This window comes from Paenibacillus sp. W2I17 (assembly GCF_030815985.1).
Taxonomy (GTDB): Bacteria; Bacillota; Bacilli; order Paenibacillales; family Paenibacillaceae; genus Paenibacillus.
The window spans coordinates 1,496,769-1,515,491 of the sequence record NZ_JAUSXM010000001.1; the positions used below are offsets into that span (position 1 = coordinate 1,496,769).

The window sequence follows — 18,723 nt, forward strand, 5'->3', positions numbered from 1 at the left end:
TCCTCTCCGTTACGTTTAAATATATAGTCCAACTAGTATAGTAAATATTAAAACATCTTGCTTATAGTATATCCACAGCAAACATCGTATGTTCTTTCAACGTTCCCTGGATTGGCACAGGCTGTGACCCATTCTCCTTGAAACCTGCTTTTTGAAGGACACGGATGGAACCTGTATTATCGGGCACAGCGCCAGCTTCGATTCGAGTAATTTCAGTTTCGTGTTTGGCAAATTCCAGTATAAGATCCAGAAGCAATGCGGCATCATCCACATTCCAAAATCTCACATAGATACGTTCTGCACTATATTTCATCACATTATCCCTCCTCTATTAACGTTAGGTGCAATTGTAGCATGATTATATCAAGTCATTATAAGAGTACGAGCGAATCAACGAGAATTGTTTCGCCAGGAAATGTGGTGAATATGGCATATCATTACGCAACCAGGCAACGATGGTTCCAATAAGGGCCGAAGAACCGTACCAGATTGCAATCTCTTTGTGAATGCCGGATTCTTCGAGTTCATCTTCCATCTCTACCCGATCAATTTTGGCTTTCACCAGCGTACTTAACAATTTGAGCAGTCGTTCGGTAAAAATCGGTGTGCGTTTTGTAGCAAGAACCACCTGATAGAACGAGGCGTTCTCTGCAAAATGCTCCAGTAACTTGACTAGAACAGGCCAAGCCTCTTCCGTTCTTTGCTTCTCAAAATGAGGGGCATATTCATCCACGATCCGTTCAATATTCTCAATCATCTCATCCGCCATCTTCTCCATCATATCCGTAATATCACGATAGTGCAGGTAGAAGGTTACCCGATTGATCGTCGCTCGTTCGGCAATTTTGTTGACTGACAACTTCTCAATATCCATTTCCTGCAGCAATTCAACAAATGCACCTCGAATTAACTGACGTGTTCGCAATATTCTTGGGTCCACGGCTGATTTCTTCTCGTCTTTCACGTGTATCCCTCCCATCAAATTTTAAACATTACAATTTTAAACAAACAGTCGTTTATTTTTGATTTACACAACAAATTCATTTTATTTGTAAAATAAACGACGAAAACACGTCATAACGTAAATTGTAATCTGTCCGAATATGTATATAATTCAATAAATACAATGTAAACTATACAACACGTTGTAAATTTAGTCACGTGTGGATTGAAAGGATGAAAAGGATTGAGTCAGGCTAGAGTTCAAGAAGAATTATCTGTAAAGAAAGGCCCCATCCTGTTTATCATGATTTTGGGAGCCTTCCTTGCAACGTTGAATCAAACGATCATGAGTGTCGCTACACCGGAACTGATGGGTGATTTTAACATCTCCGCCGCAACAGCACAATGGTTAACGACAGGTTACATGCTGGTGAACGGGGTGCTTATCCCCATTACGGCTTACTTCATGCAACGCTTTTCAACCAAGCAATTATTCCAAGCTTCCATGTTTATTTTCCTGATTGGTACCATCGTATCTGCTCTTGCAGATAACTTTGGCACATTGCTGACAGGACGTATGATTCAAGCAGCGGGTGCCGGCATTATCATGCCGCTCTTGATGCACGTTATTTTGACCTTGTTTGCTCCTGAAAAACGAGGATCTGCAATGGGTATGGTTGGTTTTGCCATCATTTTTGCCCCTGCAATCGGGCCTACCCTTGCCGGTTATATCCTCGAGAACTACTCTTGGCAAACGATGTTCTACGGCATGATTCCATTAACTCTTATTGTCATTGCCTTTGCGTTTGTATACCTGAAGAATGTATCCGAACGGGTCAACACAAAGTTCGACACAATCAGTGTGGTGCTCTCCACGATCGGATTTGGCGCATTGCTCTATGGTTTCAGCAGAGCAGGAAGTCTGGGATGGTCAAGTGCAGAAGTTCTTATCTGTATTGCGGCTGGAATTGTTTCTCTTGCCCTGTTTACATGGCGTCAGCTCGTTTCTGAAACTCCGCTGCTTGATCTGCGGGCTTTCAAGTACAATATGTTCTCCCTGACCACGGTCATCAGTATCGCGATTACAATGATCATGTATGCTGACATGATGTTGCTTCCCTTGTATCTCCAGAACGCACGTGGTTACACTGCACTGGAGTCCGGATTATTGCTTCTGCCAGGTGCACTTGTCATGGGCTTCCTGATGCCAGTAGCCGGAAAATTGTTTGACCGTTTTGGAGCGAAATGGCTCGCTGTTATCGGGATGGTGATCACCATCGTAACCACAATTGGTTTCATCGACTTAACGGATTCAACCAGTTATGGATACCTGGTATTGATGTCTACCGGCCGCCGAATTGGTATGGCTCTGCTCATGATGCCGATTCAGACTGCGGGACTTAACCAACTGCCACCAAGACTTGGTGCACACGGTACAGCTATCTCCAACACCGTCAGACAAGTGGCTGGCGCTGTAGGTACTTCATTACTCGTAAGTGTCATGACCTCCCGTACAACGGCACACGTACAGGATATGATGGCGACTGGTGCAGCCAATGGTCTCAGTCAAAAACAGCTTGCTACAGAATCCATGATCCAGGGTATCAATGATGCTTATGTTGTTATCATCGGTATCGCTGTTGTGGGATTGGTCCTTTCCTTCTTTATCAAACGCACCAAACAAGCCAAAGAGGAAGAAATCAAACAGGTGGTAAGACAAAAAGTTTCTATGAATTCAAATTAAGGTGTCCAGCCTCATACTTGCTTGCATAACAAAGCGGCAGATCAAGACGTTTACGTCTGATCTGCCGCTTTTTAGGTTGTGTCCCGTATGATTCCTTCTCACTCCGCAACGATCTTCACTGGCAGATGGGTCAATGACTGTCCCGGAGCTGAAGTGGCCAGATTATTCTCCAGATCAAAGGACTCCACCGGTTCAATCCGAGCAATCTTCTCCACAAATGCAGTCAAGGCAATGCTGAGTTCCATTCTTGCCAGCGGGGCACCCAGACAAAAGTGTGGGCCATTGCCAAAGGTAAGATGTCTTTTGTTATTCCGACGATGAATATTCAGCTCAAAGGGGTCTTCAAACATTTGCTCATCCATATTGGCTGCACTCATCCAGGAGATGACAACATCTCCTTTTTTCAAATCCACTCCGAGCAGTTGGTTATCCTGCTTCACTGTCCGATGTCGTTTGGCATTATGGAACCGATAACGAAGCATTTCTTCCACTGCGAGCGGAACCCATTCGGGATTCTGTCTTAGTTGATCATACAGACTCGGGTCATCGTAGAGAAAGGAATAGAACGTATTTGAAACCATATGACTCGTTGTCTCTATACCGGCTCCAAGCAGAAGCATGGTCGTGCGAACAACCTCATCCTCCGTGAACTTCTCACCTTCAACATCGACATTTAACAGATCCGTAATGATATCCTCACCAGGATGAGTCCGTTTATGAACCACAATAGGATACAGGAATTGATAATACTCTTGAGCGGCAGTTTGCTTTTTCAGTTCACTTTCCTCAGCCGTCTTTGGATTGGTGGGTTGAAACAGAATATCTACCCAGTTCTTGAAGCGATGGCTGTCTGTAAGAGGGATCCCAAGCAGATCGGCCATAACCATCGAAGGCAGCGGAGCGGCCAACGCTTGAACAATATCAATCGTCGTATTTGGCTCAATATCTGCTACCAGTTGCTCTGCAATGTTGCGAATTCGTGGCTCCCAGTTTTTCAGACTACGCGGTGTAAAAGCAGCAGATAACAACGAACGACTTTTTTGATGACGAGGAGGATCGATACTTGATATGTTTAATTTGTCTGGAGGTGTGCCTTCATTGTTCTTTGCTCCAACGGCAATTGTCGTCCGGGTTCCTTCGGCCGAAAAATATTCATGATTACTCAGAACCTGCTTCACATCATCGTATCTGAACACATTCCAGGTGTCTGTATCTTCGTGATAGTACACAGGATGCTCGGACAGCATTTTTCGAAACCAGTGAAGTGGGAAAAACTCTTCAGATCTGGACTGAAACCCCGTGATGTCCTCAACACGTATCACTTCTTTATACATTTGGAATCCACCTCTCAGCATAGTTTCGTGATTGGTTACATGGCTACCTGAATTGACAGTTCAGCACCTGACTCCATTTTATACCATACGTTCATTTATTGATATAAACCATTTGAACTAAATCATAAAAACCCCTTAATATAAGGGGTTTTTGTTTTATACGCATCGTATATTAGTTCTGCCGGCATTTCAGAAAGATAAGCCATACGAGCTGATCAATCGCCTAGTTTCGCTAATCCTTCCTGTAGTTGCTCCAGTTGTTCAGACAGGGTCTCAATCAAGTTCTTCGTTTGGCTTGCCTTCTCCATTAAGATTTGCTCTTCAGAACTGTCTTCCGATGCATTCCTGATTGGTGAGGACTTCAGTTCCGACAATTCGCTTTTGTATGTTTCTTGTTTCTCCAAGGCTATTTGCAGTTCTTCTTTTGTCATACCAATCTGATGCTCCAGATATACGATATCGGACGAGTTCGCTCCATCGGATAAACGTTGTGAATATGTCATGACTCACCTCTTTTAATTTCATCCATTGCTTTGCCAACAGTGTAGGGCTCAATATCGATATCCAGCTCCATATCGAGAGCTAGTTTCGCCAGTTGACTCCCGATAAAAGGACCCATGGTCAATCCAGAGGCTCCAAGTCCATTCGCTGCAATCAGACCTTGCCAGCCTGGGACAGCCCCCATTACTGGCAGAAAGCCAGGTGTGAACGGACGGAACCCAACTCTTACTTCCTGGAATGTGCTATTGGCTAGCCCCGGCGCCAGTTCCAGACCTTTATTCAAAACTTCCTGCATGCCCCCTGCAGTTACTCTTGTATCATAACCCTCCACATCATTTTCATGAGTGGCACCAATCACAATCTTCTGTTGATCAAAGGCCAGGAGATATTGATCAGAAGGTGGCATGATCACAGGCCAGCGGCCTGTATCCTCCCCATCCGTGACATGTAGATGCATAATTTGTGCCTTTTGATAATGCACTTTAAAGTGTATGCCGAGCGGCATCAACAGTTCGTTGGCCCATGCACCTGCACAGACAACGACTTCATCTGCCAGGAAACTCTGATCATTAACACTCACACCAATGACCCGATCCGCTTCGAATTGAAGCGTGGCGTCTCCATGGATCACTTCCGCTCCATTTCGCTGTGCAGACCGGATCAAGGCATCGCGCAGCGCTCTTCCATCTATACGTGCAGCACCGCTGATATGTACCGATTGATAACGTTCATCCAGCAATGGAAAACGTTCACGGGTTTCTTTGTCATCCAGAGGTGTAATGTCGCCAATCTCCGGTGCATCTGCTTTGCGAAGATGGGCCCGCTCTTCCATCTTGTTGATTTTGTCCACGTCCGTATGAATACTAAGCGCGCCCACTTGAGCATAACCGGTTTCCGTTTCTCCTTCGCCTTCAAGCTCCGCTATGATGCCAGGATAGAACCGCGCACCAGCCTTGGCGAGCTGATACCAGTCCTGATTGCGACGCTGTGACAGCCATGGACAGATGATACCGGCAGCTGCATCCGTTGCCTGTCCTATATCTTTTCGATCTATGATGATGACCTCTGCGCCATGTTTGGCTAATTGATAGGCTGTTGATGCCCCCAGAATACCCGATCCGACTACGATGACTTTCTTCATGTTTGCATCCCTTTCTTTAATCACTCATTCCTTATAGCGTATACCGTTTCGCATTCTGTTGGCAAGGCAGGCCTTACTTTTAGATCCATAAATAGAGGCTGATCAGACTACATTTCATACTCATTCATCCAATAAATAATTGTTGAAGCATTTATATGAAAACGTTTTATATATTGCCCGTCATTCAATTAAATTTATTCCATTTATGTAATATAATTCTTTCTAGGTTTCTTTTAACTCTGTAACCACGCCACTTACGCACATGATCCTTTAACGAAAAGAGGAATAACACAACGATGCCGAAACCTAGCATGGGGAATCCGCTGGATACCGATATGCCGCTCATGATTACAGGGCAAAACCAGTTGACCGTTGATGAATTGATGAATTGGAGCGACCATTCACGGGATTACAGCATAGTACAGTGCATCGGAGGAACAGGGCGAATCGCAGCAAAGAATCATGAATTTTCGATCAAAAAAGGGACCGCTCTCATTTTGTTCCCGGAGGTAACCTACCGTTACCACAATCTGAGTGATTCATTACGATTTGATTGTCTGTCTTTCAATGGCTATTTGTTGCCACGGTTCTTGCATACCTTGCAGATCGGGGAGCTGCGCGCCTTCAAGCCGGATGGAATGCTTCATATCCTGTTGCGTGAAATTACGTTGGCGCTGCAGTCCCGGCACAAGGATCAGATCTGGCACGTCTCCGCATTACTGTACATGCTTTTGGTCAGATTAACCATTGAAGGTGAACGCTATAGTGCTTACGAACGTTCTGATGCCCGATTAAGATTGGATGAACTCATTACTTTTATCAAACAAAATTATCATCAGGATATCTCTCTCCCCATGTTGGCTGAGCAGATGGACGTTACCGAGCAGCACCTGAATCGGATATTCAAAAAAGAATTTCAAATGACTCCACTGGAGTATCTGATGCGATATCGGCTGTTGAAAGCCAAGGAAATGCTCATCGAAAATAACGCTACTACCGCTCATGAAATAGCCAAAGCCGTTGGTTTCAACAGTGCCAGTTACTTTGGATCAGTGTTCAAAAAATACGAAGGGATCTCCCCTATCGAGCTACGCAAGCAGTATCTGGATTAAAGCGCCTCCATATCGATCTCGGCCAGCGAGGATAACCGAAGTTCATGCATGGCGAATTCCAGACCACGCGTTACCTCGTTAGGCACGATGATACACCGAATACCTGCTGCATTGGCTGCCTTCAAGCCATTAGGTGAGTCTTCGAACACAATCGCTTCGGAAGCCTCGATCCCAAGACTCTGGAGAGCAAGAAGGTACAGTTCAGGGTCCGGTTTCACTCGCTTCACATCCTCGGATGTATGAACGACTGTGAAATAATCAAAAATGCCTAATTTCTGCAAGTAACCATGCACCCAGTCCCGTGTGGAGCTGGAAGCAACCGCAAGCTGAATCCCCTTCTCCCTCGCAGACTGAAGCAATTCATGCACCCCCGGAAGAATGGCGGCCTGTCCCAAATAGACTTCGTATTTCTGTTCAGAGAGAAGTTTGATATGATCATGATCTATCTTTTTTTGGAGCGCCTGCTCTAGATATAGATATGGATGAAACTCCTCAAAGGATGTCCCCACATTTTTCGACCAAAGCTCCAGACCAAGTTCCACTCCGTGCTCTTCATAAATATCGCGAAATGCATAATACCAGGGCGTCTCTGTATCCACAATGAGTCCATCAAAATCAAATATAAATGCTTTTACCATGAACCTGTTCTCCCTCCAATGATCGGCCGGGGAAGCGGATTAGAAACGTGCGGTCAAGTCCGGATGAGTAACGTTCACGGATAAAAAGTGACACGTACAGCCCGTTCCAGTCGGCGACTGAACAACTAATCCAGCTCGAAGTTCCCCTTGTATCGGCATACCGAAATAACGAATTAGTTTCCACTCTTCCCCATCGGGTGAATAAAAGAATGATATGCAGCCCTCTACTTTGCGTATACGCAGATAGGGATTAGGTACGGAGACTTCAATCGAATTGCAATCATCCGATGAACCATCACGTGTCACCACCGACACGATGGTAGGCACTTTTCCATCATACTCAAAACAAATTTTGCACCAGTTAAGATCATCCGCCATCACCATCAGGCATCCGGAATCATATTGATTTTTCATATCAACGGTTAATTGGGTTGTGATTTCGAAATCGCCAGGCACAGGCATGGACAAGAAAGGAGCAGTTGCACGAATATGCTTGCCCGCTGGATCTTGGAAAAAGTCGGTGTCCGCCTTCGCTTCCACCAGCACACCTCCCTGATCGGTATAGGACCAGGTTTCGGGCTCGTTCATCCAGCTCCATTGCTTCCGTGCTTCTGTTGTCATTACGTTAGTCATTTGTTAGCAGCCTCCCAAGTTAAAATATGTTCTAGAGGTAGTTCAAAAAGTCCGCTTTTGATTACGAAGGATGCCTAGTGGCATCATCAGCATCGAATATGGCATTCAGCCGAAATGTCCGTTGCTCACGTAGTTTTCCTACGCTCCGCTACTCCATTTCTAGCTTCATCCCATCTTCTTGGTACTGAAAACCGCTCTTTTTGAACATGCATTTACTAGTTTTTTCTGTACTACATATTCGCTCAAGATACAGTAAACCCCTTTTTCTACATATTTTTGTAAGGTTCCAGCACTTGGGAGTGCTTTTGCGGATCTGGCAGGAAGAACATGATGACCATAAGAACGACGTATAGACCAAGAATGACACTGAATAACAGTGTTGGATTGTGATGGTAGAGCAGGCCCGTCAGGTAACCGGATGGAATGGCTGTAAGCGTCATGACGGTCTGCACGGCCGAGAACATATCGGCTTTCTCATGCGTACCCAATCGGTTCATCAGCAGGGAATCCCGGTACGTCTGCAAAATGAAGTTACCCGCAGCGAGTACGATTAGCGTGAGAAACAACATTCCTATATTTCCCACAGGGATTAATAGAAACAGAATGGCTCCGGCTGTGCTTAGCACGATGGAAAAACCAACATACTTTTCTTCCGAACGCCGTTTCAGTCGCGGAATGATAACCAGATAGAGCAGCATGACGGTTACCGCAGTCACTACTGGGATAAACGAAATGACACGGTCATCAAACTTCAACTGTTCCTTGAAGAAAATGACCTGAAAGAAATTCAGCTGCAAGATCAGATTGGACAACACCGTGATCAGAATAATCGGAAAAAGTCTCCGTTTGTAGAACGATTTGCCAAACAGGCGCAGACTGGAACCCAAGCTCTGAAGCACGCGGGTTTTACTATGCAATCCCATAAGTTCCTTGCCGACCTCGGTCTCATCCGTGTATCGGTTACGAATGAAAAACATGGCGGTCATCAGGATGCCCCCGACAAAGTAAATGCTGGCGAGTGTAGGCACAATACCATAATCAGCAATGACTACCCCGGCAATAGGTGTTAATACCCCGGCTCCTGTAATGATCATGTTGAGAATGGCAAACACCTTCGATCGTTTGTGTTCCTCCACATCCTCTATGATCAGACAGTTAAAGGCGACCGTTACAAACTTGGATGTTGCATTTAGTAAATAGGCGATTAGAAACAACCAGAAGTTCTGAGAGAAGGCCCAGATGAACATGGGAACACTCCAGGCAAGCAGATCAAAGATCAGCGTTGTTCGTTTCCGGCCCAGCTTATTCGTAATGGAACCCGCAAACAATTGAAAGATAAAGGCAAAATAAAGATTTACCGAATTGATTAAACCGATTTCAATGTCCGAAAGTCCGGCTTCCTTCATATATAAAGGAGCATAGAAGAGAACGATCGTGCCCGGAATGGCCCATACCGGTTCGAGTAAAATGGAGTAGCGTGGATTCTTCGGCAAATCTTGAAGCAATTTCAATCGATATCCCTTCCTTCTGCGGTTTTCACCGCTGCGAATTCCAACTTCTCGCAGCGGCAAACCCGCTAATGTCTACATGCTTATAGTACCTCTTATAGGATAAGAGCTGTTTTGACCGAATTCATCGGCAACTTCTCTCCAGTATGCATGTCATAACCAATCGTTCCATTAAAGGCCTGTTCATAATCACTCAGCAGTTCCTTGGCTGTCACCATTTGCTCCAGTTCCGGGATGCTTTGGGCAAATTTCAGTGCCGTACTGATCATTGAGTGATTAGCAACTGCACCGATGATACTAATGCCATCATTAATCACGGCTGTTGATTTGAACGTCACCTCATAGCTGTCGTCATATCCCATAGGAATAATTTTGCCGCCTTTGGCAATCAGCTCAAACCCTACATGAAGCTGGTTACCAACCGCGTCCACTACAATATCAAACTTTTTGTTATTATTGATCTCGTATACTTTATCCAGCGTCAGATCCTGAGGATAAAACACATGATCCGCGATCCCTGAAGCGAACTCTTTGCGGTATGGATCAACTTCCGTGCCTACAGTAAGCCTTGCCAATCGTTTGCTCACAAGCTGACACAGGGAACCGATGGCACCAGAACCGAGGACCAGTACAGAGTCACTTGGCTTAGTCCCTGCTTTCATGAACGTCTGAAGTACACATCCCAGTGGTTCGATCATCATGGCCGTTTCCCAACTCATGGAATCCGGGATGGCATAGATATACTTTTCGTCCCCAACAAAATATTCAGCAAAGGTTCCGTGTGTCGTCATCCCTACTTGATAGTCATCAAAATTCTCGCAGTAGATGAACAGACCCTCACGGCAGTATGAGCAGGTACCGCAAGATTGCGTGGGATCAACCAATACCCGATCACCGATCTTGAAACCACGAACTTCGTTGCCCACCTCAACCACTGTGCCTACGCCTTCATGACCAATGATCGTTCCTTTATTCGCCGGCACTTTGCCTTTGACAATATTCAGATCTGTACCGCAGATGCCGGAACCATAGATTTTAATTTTTACCTGGTTTGGCTTTTGAATGGTTGGCTCCTCGATCTCCTGGTAAGTCACCTGTTTGAGATCCTGATATACGAGTGCTTTCATTGAATAATTCCTCCTAGTCGATTATCGATTATGATCTATGGATTAAGCTTCAAACGTTTTCGAAAGTTGCATCGCATGAAGATGTTCCTGCTTCTGAATCTCTTTCCAGTCTGACAGGATCTGTAACAGAGCTTCCTCGACCCACAGCAATTCTTCCCGTGTATGAGCATCAGAGAAAATAAAGTAACCTTTGGTGAAAATGCCAAAGTGAGCCATTCTCTTCACCATGAACTCGCGGAAAGGATCGGTTTGGAAGTTATCTTCAGCCAAGGATTGAATGCAGAAGCTTGCATACGTCCCTCTCACTTCCAATTGATCCGTCAATCCTAGTAACACAAGTTCGGATTCCAGACGATCCATAATCCGGGTTGCCGGATCACGCCAAGTCGGCCATACTTTCACATTTTTCATTAATCGTTCACAGGCAATGGCTGCCGCGAGCGCTGTCGTTTCGCTGGAATGGGCATTACTGAATCTGACCTGTCCTGACAAAGACATCAAGTGCTCCGGACCCATAACCGCTGCGAGCGGTAACCCGTTGGCCATACCTTTAGAGATACAGAGCAGATCAGGCCAGATGTCATATTCTCCTGCTGTAGCCTGCTTGCCCATTCGAATACCGGAAGTTACCTCATCGAATATGATAATGATGTCCAGAGACCGACACAGGTTTACGGCTTCCTCCAGCGCGTCCTTTTTCCACTCGTTGGGGCATAGAACAATACATGCGATATCCTCGGGAGATGAGGTAATCTGGGCCTCAATTCGCTCCACAGTAGGTTTGTTGATCCAGATTGTTGAACGCTCGATATCCACTGGAATGCCCCGTTCTTTCGTCTGGCCACCATAATAACCGTAGGCAGACCAATCGTGCCACCCATGGTAAGCTGTCGCAATAACCTTGCTTTTGCCACTAGCGGCACGGGCCAGACGCACGGCCCCACTCACTGCATCGGCACCACTCTTGGTGAAGCGCAGCGATGGATAACGACCCTCGAACCGCTCCAAAATCAACTCGGCGCATTCAAGCTCAATGTCGGCAGGCAAAGAAAAGCTTGTCCCTTTTTTCAACTGGTGAATGACGGTTAGTTGGACTTCATGTCTGGCATGGCCCCATGGCGCCGTACCCATGGCCATTTCGCAATCCAGCCATTCATTTCCGTCGATATCTGTAAATCGGGAGTTATAAGCCTCTGCACAACATACGGGGGTATGCCCCGGAAATAAACGTTCAGGTGCTTTGGCTAAAGTGCTGCATCCGCTCGGAATTACCTTTTCGACTTGTTCCAACCACTCCAGATTACGGGTAAATCTTACGGCACGATCGAGCGTGCTCTCTTTTTCTTTCACCTTAAGTACCTCCTTGTTTATTTTCGTTGTGAGTGAATTACCGAACTTTGGTTCCAGGCCAGCATCCATCGTAGATGCGATCCATCGTGATCACATTGCCATACAGATCAATGATCAGATCCTTGGCTCGATGAGCATGTCTCATCTCAATCCAGTAGCGGTTCTCCAGCAAACGGGCGAAATTGTCCACCAAAAACAGTAACCGGTTCTCACTATGAATCAACTCCTTGCCCAGTACCTGCGGCAGCCAGATGGCTCCGTTGGAATTAAAGCGGTTTGAATAGTCACGTACTTCGGCTACATTTGCAAATTCGGCTTCCTCCAGCTTAGTCCAGAATGTATCGGCATCACTTCGAACCTCGGCAAGGTCAATCCCTACAATCGGCAGATGCTGGTATTCCTCTTGGCTTTCCAGCTGTGCTTTCAGATGACTGAAAACGAATGGCCACACATCCGCCTCGATTTGACCGCCCCACTTTTTCCAGAAGCGTGCCAGATTATTCTTGCGGTTGAAGTTGCGGTGAATGCCGCTGCTGCGTTCCCAGTGATATGCTTGAATATTCGGGTTAATAACCGTATCGTATCCGGCAGCTCGTGCCCGCATCTGATAATCAAAGTCCTCGTATCCGTTAAAGAACTTCTCATCGAGGTTGCCGATGGTCTCATACACCTCCCGCTTCATGCCAAACATGGCGAACACCACCAGTTGAACAGAAAAAGTTTCTTTTGGGATATCATCAGGAGATGCGTTCAGGAACAGGTGTCGGCCGATGGTGTCCGCAAAAGCAATGCCGCAATGCTGCACGCCTCCTGTTTGCGGATACAACAGAACCCCTCCAATCATGCCGATTGTAATATCGCTATCCAGTGTCTCTTTCATCATCGGTTGCCAGTTCGGTTGAAGAATGGTGTCAGAATCCAGGAAGAAAATGTACTCTCCCTTGGCTAGACTCAGTGCGCTATTAATCGACACGGCGCAACCGAGTGGAAAATCATGCTGAAGAATCTCGATGGTCACACCTTCTCTTACTTCTTGCTTCAGTTTATCCAGATGTTGAAAGACTGCTGAGCCGGAACCATCGTTGATGAAAATAATCTGAGTGGATGGACTTACCGTCCGGAGCAACGAATCTGTGAACAGGTTCAAAATGTTATAGTCCTGGTTGACTGGCACAATAATGGTGTAAAGCATGGAATCCCTCCTGATTTGGGTTGATGGAATGAGTACATAAGCTGATTTTGAACTGCACAATTGCAGGTATTTCTGCCCGGCCCCCTCGTTTGAATATTTTGTCTTTATTTGGTAATGATTTGAATCTACTAGAAATTTATATCATTTTTTGTAAACTGGAAATCTTAAATTCTGAACTCTGTTAATATTTGAATATGTGAGAAAATCAAGTCTTTGCAGCTTGCGCGCTGAGAAACGCTGTTGTGAACGCAAAAAAACACCCTCAAAGAGTCTGTGTATCTAACGATACAGTCGACTTTTTTTGGGTGCTTTCGTATTAAAATCTATTGTTTTTCGCTGAATTAACCTTTAGCTATCTCTGCTTAAATCCATGATAAAACGTGTCTACTACAAGCGCAGGGGCTGCTTTTCTCGCGATATGACCACTTACAACCTGCTGCCACGTCAGGAACATGATGGAATACAGCACATCGACAATCCAGGTTTTATCGAGATCGGAGCGGAAATAACCTTTCTGTTGTAACAGACCGACCGCATGCAATACAGGTTCTCTCAGTTTCAGATCTGCTCCCTCAATCTCGGGATTATAGTTAATGGTGGTGTCATGAGCCAGAAAATATATTTTGTCGCCTAATGGAATAAGCGCCTCGATTAGTTCAGGTATGTACTTTTCACAGTGCTCCTCATCCAGTTGAATTTGTTGCATGGTCTCACTGACCACCTCGATTGCGCGTAATCCCAGATGAACCATGAGCTGTTCGCGGCTTTCCACGTATCGATGTAACGTGGCAATCCCGATTTTTGCAGATTCTGCAATTTCATTCATGGAAGCATTCGGTTTTTCAATCAGCAACTTGGTGGCCTCGTCCAAAATGGAATGAAGCCTGGTTTGTTTGATTGTAGTCATTTCTTTTTTCATTGTATTACACCTCTTGGCGAGTATTGTTCAACAATTGATCTGATCATCCATCATATGATTGGATTAGACTATAAAATTATAGCATACTTCCTCACAAGTAATACTAAAAGCCGCCATTTGGCGGCTCTTAGCATGGTTATCTTTCCCGTTGCTTACAGTTCGATGATTCTCGTTGCAATATTTGTACAAAATTCACGATCATGCTCTACAAAAAGCAGGGTTGGCGAGTATTCCAGCAGTAAATCTTCGATCTGCATACGTGAAATGACATCTACAAAGTTGAGTGGTTCATCCCAAATGTGCAGATGAGCTTTCTCACTCAGACTTTTGGCAATGAGCACTTTCTTTTTTTGACCTGCGCTAAACGTCGAGATATCTTTGTCCAATTGCAGTCTGGAAAAATCCAACTTTCGAAGTATCGATTTAAACAGGCTTTCATCTATCCTCTGTGTGGCCGCATACTCAGATAAATGCCCTCCGAGATCGGACGTGTCCTGCGATACATACGAGATTTTAAGCTGATGATCCTTTTGGAAAAGACCTGTATAAGCAATATCTTCACCACAGATCAGTTTAAGAATGCTTGATTTGCCAGATCCATTTTTACCGTACAGGGCAATACGATCCCCTTTTTCAACCGTGATACTGACATTCTTACACACCGTATTGGAGCCGTATGATATCGACACATGTTCCAATTCAACAAGTTCCTGCTTGTGAAAATCCAGCTGATGAATCTGTAAACGTTCTGCACTCTCGATGTTTTTGAGAAGTTTGGATTTCTCTTGAATCGCAGATTGCTGCCTTTGTTCGATATTTTTGGAACGTTTCATCATTTTGGCAGCCTTATGCCCAATATATCCTTTATCCACCTTGGAGCCGGAATTTCTCGTACCATTTTTGGTTTTTTCAACTTCATGCGACCATCCACCGGTCCGTTTGGCTGAATCGGATAAACGCTTGATATCCTTTATTAATTTCTCATTACTCGCAAGTTCAAACTGATCTTGCCTTCTTTTATTTTCCCACCAAGCGGAGAAATTGCCTTTCTGAATCTCGATGTTACTCTTATTGATGGAAAGGATATGGTCCACGCTGTGATCCAGAAACGCCCGATCGTGTGATACCAAAATAAATCCACTCTTGCTGCCAAGATATTTACTGACGATTTGTCTTGCATGAAGATCAAGATGATTGGTAGGTTCATCAATGAGCAGAAACCGATTATCCTTCAGGAACAAAGCAGCCAGCATCACCTTTGTTTGTTCTCCGTTGGATAACGTATCAAAAGGCCGATACAACACATCTTCTGACACTTTTAACAGGTTAAACTCGCGCACAACTTGCCAGTGCAGATATTCAGGATGAATCTCGCCGATGACATCAACGGTCATGACTCCCTTATTCTCTACCTGGTACGGAAAGTACTCAAAGCTAACATTCGCAGAGATATGTCCGCTGTATTCATATTTGCCGAGCAACAGATTGAGGAATGTCGTTTTGCCCCTGCCGTTCCTTCCGGTAAAACCCAATTTCCAATCGGAGTCCAACTGAAAACTAACATTTTCAAATATATTATCGTAACTGCCTTCATAGGCAAAGGTCAGATTGGTAATGTTGATTAAAGACATGCAGATCATCCTTTTTATGTGAAATATAAAAGTAAACTGACGGGATTTCACCATCGAACATGGCATGGATTCCCTCACTTTAATATTTGAACATAATCAGAATTTAGATTCGCTTATACAATAAAGAAACCTGGCGATAAATCATTCAGCGCCAAGTAGATCTATGCATAGGAGGACAAAGTGTCGGATTCTGATTAGTAATATTGTGAACCATGCCATTGTTCATATTCGTTGACAGGTCCACATAAACATCCACAACCTCTAATTCAGTCATGACTCTATCCCCCCTTTGAAAGTTCAAAATTTATTACAGAAAACTTAACATGGAATACGACATGGGTCAAGGCAGTGCAGCCTAGATCTCATCTTCCCATCCCCGTACCGTTAAACCATCGTGTTTTCTGGCTTACACACCTCTACGTAAATTTTAATGATGTACTCATCGGGATTACTTTCTGCGAAATAAGTGAGCACTTTGATATGCCTGATAACCGAAGCTTACCACCATGCGGCACCTCACGGAAGGTAGGCATCCTGTACCTCAACTTTTCGTTCATTCCCTATCGCAATGTATCTTACGTTAATGACATTTCCTTTCTGAAAGTGGGGAATATGTGTGATTGGAATATAAGTCTCTACAATTGTTGGGAAGGTGCGGCCGTCAACTTGGGTTACAGTCAGATCCAATCGCACGCCTGGCCTTCCATCCATACTGGATGAAGTCTGTACAATATCATGAATTATCGCTTCTGCTGGAATTCCGTCCATCAGAATGCTCTTGCGAAGATGCTGATTCTCTTTATTGTTACGTAGCAGTTTAAATGCCATAATCGTAGTAATCGTGCCTGTTATAAGCCCAAAGACAATAACAGCAACAAAAATAATTAATGTGACGGTCATGATAACCTCCTTTTAGTTGAAACTTATGTTAACTACTTCTTGTTTAGTTCTCTTATTCCTGCCAATTTGCTTCGAATTGGGAAAGCTTTAACGTCAAAAAAGCCGCCTCAAGGGCGGCTTACTGCTGTGTATGTTCAACTCAATCTACTTTCGCACCATACGAGCGTACAAACAGAACAGCTTGTTCACGATCCAAACGTACGCCTTTGATATCCAGCGATTTCAGATCGATTCCTTCCAGATTAGCCCCTCTAAGATCGGCCCCTTGCAGCTTGGCTCTGCTTAATACAACTCTGGTAAGATCACAGTCTCTCAAATCCGCTTTGGTGAAATCCGTGTCCGTAAAGTCAGCCTCAAAGAAACGAATTCCTCGCAGATCCTGTTTCCCCAAACGTGTATGTCTCAGATTGGTATAGGACCAATCGCCGTGACTTAGGGTGATGCCATCCATTTGCGCACCTGAAAAGTCTGAGCCTGTCATCTTGCAGGAGCTGAATTTGGAAGCAAAGAGATTCGCACCACCGAAGGTGCAGTTTTCAAAAGCTGATTCCGTATGAATCGAACCATTCATGGAAGCCCCTTTGAAGTCACACTCGATAAAACGACAGTTACTCGTTTCGATTTCTTCCATAGAAGCGTTCATAAATGTACACTGCTTGAAAACACAGCTTATGAGTTCTCCATAGCGCAGATCACGTCCCTCAAAATGTACTGCTTCATATTCCTGATCCTTATATTGATACACTGGTTACACCCCACATAGTATATTTCTCGGTCTTTCTTCATTAAAAGAACTTTTTTATACTATACCACAACCCTGTCAAGTACCTGCTTAATCACACACAAAAGTCAAGTTATTTTTTTATAAGAAAAATCTGAAAACTAAAAAAGGAACGCATAAAGCGCCCAATCCAGCTCACACTTTTAACTGTTCCAATGTGGGCTTATATATGTTGAACTCTCCAGTTAGCTGCTTGTTCTGTTCCTATCAGAAAGCATTACACCAGTTTTTTTGACATCCTGTACAGGGATAACGAAGGTTTATTGATTTCCCCTACTCTCTGGTATCCCAAACGCTCGTAGAGTTTAATAGCTAGTAGATTTTCCTTTTTAACCGTAAGTGAAGATTTGGACAGACCTTGTGTTATAGCTTGCTCCTCAGCAAAATGAATGAGCTGTGTCCCTACACCAAGACCTCTGCTTTCAGGCAACGTAGCCAATGTCCCGATGTGGTACTCGTCGTACTCCGCTTCTTTTAATGTCACCATGGAGTAGAACTCTTTCCAGTGTTGGAGATTATACTTAATCAGGTTCCATTTACGAAGTTCAAACAGTTTGGAGAACGTTGGCAAAGCAAGTTTGTTCATTATAGTGGTCGGATAACACATGATCATGCCCAGCGTTTGGTTATCCATTTTGGCTTCATAAGCATATTGGTGACTGAATCGGTTCTGATTCGAACGCCATAACTTGTTAAATGTTTTCTCTATAATGCCTTTATCCTTGGTACCTGCAAGCGAATAGGCCATATATTCAAGTGCCATCTGATTTAGCTGCCCGCCGACTAATGATTGTGGACTGGCTTTTGATATGGAAATCTTATTCATCGCTGTCACTCCTCTAGGTAGCTGAAATTGGATTAAATCTTGGCAGCAGGTTGGTTGAATGATAATCCCTCAACGATCACATTCACCGTATCAATGGTTAATCCGGTCAGCTGTTCCACATGCAATCTCACATTGTTTTGCAATTCCCTGCAGACTTCATGCACTTTCGTTCCATAACAAACGACAACCTTTAAGTTTATCTCCAGTCTTGATTCTACCTTGCGAATATCTATGCCATTTTGCAGACTTTTCCCGCTCCACTTTTTGGTGACCCCTTCTATAAGTCCTGTCGACATGGAGGAAATCTCACTGGTAGTATTCGCGATCTTGCCGACAATTTTGGAGATCACATCATCCGATATTTGAATTTTTCCCAAAACATTTTGAATGGACATCCTAGGTCCCCCTCTTTATACCTGCATTTTTTGATAGATTAAAATATCA

At 44.5% G+C, this 18,723-nt stretch carries 19 protein-coding genes; 2 read left to right on the forward strand and 17 right to left on the reverse strand.

The window, feature by feature from the left end; genetic code table 11:
• Positions 1 to 61 precede the first annotated feature (61 nt).
• A complete protein-coding gene (locus QF041_RS06535) occupies positions 62 to 313 on the reverse strand; it encodes a GNAT family N-acetyltransferase (protein WP_307413024.1) in 252 nt (83 codons plus the stop codon).
• Positions 314 to 358: 45 nt separating this feature from the next.
• Entirely contained in the window at positions 359 to 964 is a 606-nt protein-coding gene (locus QF041_RS06540) for a TetR/AcrR family transcriptional regulator (RefSeq protein WP_047842851.1), read from the reverse strand.
• A 282-nt stretch (positions 965 to 1,246) separates the two neighbouring features.
• Here QF041_RS06540 and QF041_RS06545 point away from each other — a divergent pair, with 282 nt between their 5' ends.
• Positions 1,247 to 2,686: a DHA2 family efflux MFS transporter permease subunit gene (locus tag QF041_RS06545; protein WP_076249946.1), complete on the forward strand. Its 1,440-nt coding sequence runs from the start codon at positions 1,247 to 1,249 to the stop codon at positions 2,684 to 2,686.
• Positions 2,687 to 2,784: 98 nt separating this feature from the next.
• Here QF041_RS06545 and QF041_RS06550 read toward each other — a convergent pair whose 3' ends face one another.
• The 3 genes from QF041_RS06550 to QF041_RS06560 all read right to left on the reverse strand — a co-directional run bounded on the left by QF041_RS06550 (position 2,785) and on the right by QF041_RS06560 (position 5,662).
• A complete protein-coding gene (locus QF041_RS06550; RefSeq protein WP_307413026.1) occupies positions 2,785 to 4,020 on the reverse strand; it encodes a cytochrome P450 in 1,236 nt (411 codons plus the stop codon).
• A 215-nt stretch (positions 4,021 to 4,235) separates the two neighbouring features.
• Positions 4,236 to 4,523 carry a hypothetical protein gene (locus QF041_RS06555; protein WP_307413028.1) on the reverse strand — a complete coding sequence of 96 codons (288 nt, stop codon included), beginning with the start codon at positions 4,521 to 4,523 and terminating at the stop codon, positions 4,236 to 4,238.
• On the reverse strand, positions 4,520 to 5,662 hold the full coding sequence (locus QF041_RS06560; RefSeq protein ID WP_307413030.1) for an NAD(P)/FAD-dependent oxidoreductase: 1,143 nt from the start codon (positions 5,660 to 5,662) through the stop codon (positions 4,520 to 4,522). The genes QF041_RS06555 and QF041_RS06560 overlap by 4 nt, the downstream gene beginning before the upstream one ends.
• A gap of 296 nt (positions 5,663 to 5,958) precedes the next feature.
• Here QF041_RS06560 and QF041_RS06565 point away from each other — a divergent pair, with 296 nt between their 5' ends.
• Positions 5,959 to 6,774, forward strand: a complete 816-nt coding sequence (locus QF041_RS06565; protein WP_076249418.1) for an AraC family transcriptional regulator — start codon at positions 5,959 to 5,961, stop codon at positions 6,772 to 6,774.
• Here the strand turns inward: QF041_RS06565 and QF041_RS06570 are convergent.
• The 12 genes from QF041_RS06570 to QF041_RS06625 form a co-directional block, all read right to left on the reverse strand.
• The gene (locus QF041_RS06570; protein ID WP_307413032.1) at positions 6,771 to 7,412 is read right to left on the reverse strand and encodes an HAD family hydrolase; all 642 of its coding nucleotides are present in this window, start codon (positions 7,410 to 7,412) and stop codon (positions 6,771 to 6,773) included. The two genes, QF041_RS06565 and QF041_RS06570, sit on opposite strands and share 4 nt — an antisense overlap.
• Before the next feature lie 39 nt (positions 7,413 to 7,451).
• On the reverse strand, positions 7,452 to 8,045 hold the full coding sequence (locus QF041_RS06575; RefSeq protein WP_307413034.1) for a DUF1349 domain-containing protein: 594 nt from the start codon (positions 8,043 to 8,045) through the stop codon (positions 7,452 to 7,454).
• A 266-nt stretch (positions 8,046 to 8,311) separates the two neighbouring features.
• The gene (locus tag QF041_RS06580; protein WP_051449724.1) at positions 8,312 to 9,556 is read right to left on the reverse strand and encodes an MFS transporter; all 1,245 of its coding nucleotides are present in this window, start codon (positions 9,554 to 9,556) and stop codon (positions 8,312 to 8,314) included.
• 92 nt (positions 9,557 to 9,648) lie between these two features.
• On the reverse strand, positions 9,649 to 10,680 hold the full coding sequence (locus tag QF041_RS06585) for a zinc-dependent alcohol dehydrogenase (RefSeq protein WP_307413037.1): 1,032 nt from the start codon (positions 10,678 to 10,680) through the stop codon (positions 9,649 to 9,651).
• A gap of 42 nt (positions 10,681 to 10,722) precedes the next feature.
• Positions 10,723 to 12,030, reverse strand: coding sequence for an aminotransferase class III-fold pyridoxal phosphate-dependent enzyme (locus tag QF041_RS06590; RefSeq protein WP_307413039.1), 1,308 nt, complete (start codon positions 12,028 to 12,030; stop codon positions 10,723 to 10,725).
• A 37-nt stretch (positions 12,031 to 12,067) separates the two neighbouring features.
• Positions 12,068 to 13,222: a glycosyltransferase family 2 protein gene (locus QF041_RS06595; protein WP_017688647.1), complete on the reverse strand. Its 1,155-nt coding sequence runs from the start codon at positions 13,220 to 13,222 to the stop codon at positions 12,068 to 12,070.
• 352 nt (positions 13,223 to 13,574) lie between these two features.
• The gene (locus QF041_RS06600; protein WP_017688648.1) at positions 13,575 to 14,141 is read right to left on the reverse strand and encodes a TetR/AcrR family transcriptional regulator; all 567 of its coding nucleotides are present in this window, start codon (positions 14,139 to 14,141) and stop codon (positions 13,575 to 13,577) included.
• Positions 14,142 to 14,293: 152 nt separating this feature from the next.
• The gene (locus QF041_RS06605; RefSeq protein ID WP_307413041.1) at positions 14,294 to 15,772 is read right to left on the reverse strand and encodes an Lsa family ABC-F type ribosomal protection protein; all 1,479 of its coding nucleotides are present in this window, start codon (positions 15,770 to 15,772) and stop codon (positions 14,294 to 14,296) included.
• A 516-nt stretch (positions 15,773 to 16,288) separates the two neighbouring features.
• Positions 16,289 to 16,672 (reverse strand): hypothetical protein, encoded by a 384-nt coding sequence (locus QF041_RS06610; RefSeq protein WP_307413043.1) that lies wholly within the window; start codon positions 16,670 to 16,672, stop codon positions 16,289 to 16,291.
• A gap of 139 nt (positions 16,673 to 16,811) precedes the next feature.
• Entirely contained in the window at positions 16,812 to 17,417 is a 606-nt protein-coding gene (locus tag QF041_RS06615; protein WP_036608249.1) for a pentapeptide repeat-containing protein, read from the reverse strand.
• 253 nt (positions 17,418 to 17,670) lie between these two features.
• The gene (locus QF041_RS06620) at positions 17,671 to 18,279 is read right to left on the reverse strand and encodes a GNAT family N-acetyltransferase (protein WP_307413046.1); all 609 of its coding nucleotides are present in this window, start codon (positions 18,277 to 18,279) and stop codon (positions 17,671 to 17,673) included.
• Between the two features lie 32 nt (positions 18,280 to 18,311).
• Positions 18,312 to 18,674 (reverse strand): Asp23/Gls24 family envelope stress response protein, encoded by a 363-nt coding sequence (locus QF041_RS06625; RefSeq protein WP_307413047.1) that lies wholly within the window; start codon positions 18,672 to 18,674, stop codon positions 18,312 to 18,314.
• Positions 18,675 to 18,723 lie beyond the last annotated feature (49 nt).

What these genes read in the sequence shown, in the direction of transcription:
- QF041_RS06535 (WP_307413024.1), bottom strand. Translation starts at nt 313, where the DNA reads ATGAAATATAGTGCAGAACGTATCTATGTGAGATTTTGGAATGTGGAT.
- QF041_RS06545 (WP_076249946.1), top strand. Translation starts at nt 1,247, where the DNA reads ATGATTTTGGGAGCCTTCCTTGCAACGTTGAATCAAACGATCATGAGT.
- QF041_RS06550 (WP_307413026.1), bottom strand. Translation starts at nt 4,020, where the DNA reads ATGTATAAAGAAGTGATACGTGTTGAGGACATCACGGGGTTTCAGTCC.
- QF041_RS06555 (WP_307413028.1), bottom strand. Translation starts at nt 4,523, where the DNA reads ATGACATATTCACAACGTTTATCCGATGGAGCGAACTCGTCCGATATC.
- QF041_RS06560 (WP_307413030.1), bottom strand. Translation starts at nt 5,662, where the DNA reads ATGAAGAAAGTCATCGTAGTCGGATCGGGTATTCTGGGGGCATCAACA.
- QF041_RS06565 (WP_076249418.1), top strand. Translation starts at nt 5,959, where the DNA reads ATGCCGAAACCTAGCATGGGGAATCCGCTGGATACCGATATGCCGCTC.
- QF041_RS06570 (WP_307413032.1), bottom strand. Translation starts at nt 7,412, where the DNA reads ATGGTAAAAGCATTTATATTTGATTTTGATGGACTCATTGTGGATACA.
- QF041_RS06575 (WP_307413034.1), bottom strand. Translation starts at nt 8,045, where the DNA reads ATGACTAACGTAATGACAACAGAAGCACGGAAGCAATGGAGCTGGATG.
- QF041_RS06585 (WP_307413037.1), bottom strand. Translation starts at nt 10,680, where the DNA reads ATGAAAGCACTCGTATATCAGGATCTCAAACAGGTGACTTACCAGGAG.
- QF041_RS06595 (WP_017688647.1), bottom strand. Translation starts at nt 13,222, where the DNA reads ATGCTTTACACCATTATTGTGCCAGTCAACCAGGACTATAACATTTTG.
- QF041_RS06600 (WP_017688648.1), bottom strand. Translation starts at nt 14,141, where the DNA reads ATGAAAAAAGAAATGACTACAATCAAACAAACCAGGCTTCATTCCATT.
- QF041_RS06605 (WP_307413041.1), bottom strand. Translation starts at nt 15,772, where the DNA reads ATGTCTTTAATCAACATTACCAATCTGACCTTTGCCTATGAAGGCAGT.
- QF041_RS06610 (WP_307413043.1), bottom strand. Translation starts at nt 16,672, where the DNA reads ATGACCGTCACATTAATTATTTTTGTTGCTGTTATTGTCTTTGGGCTT.
- QF041_RS06620 (WP_307413046.1), bottom strand. Translation starts at nt 18,279, where the DNA reads ATGAATAAGATTTCCATATCAAAAGCCAGTCCACAATCATTAGTCGGC.
- QF041_RS06625 (WP_307413047.1), bottom strand. Translation starts at nt 18,674, where the DNA reads ATGTCCATTCAAAATGTTTTGGGAAAAATTCAAATATCGGATGATGTG.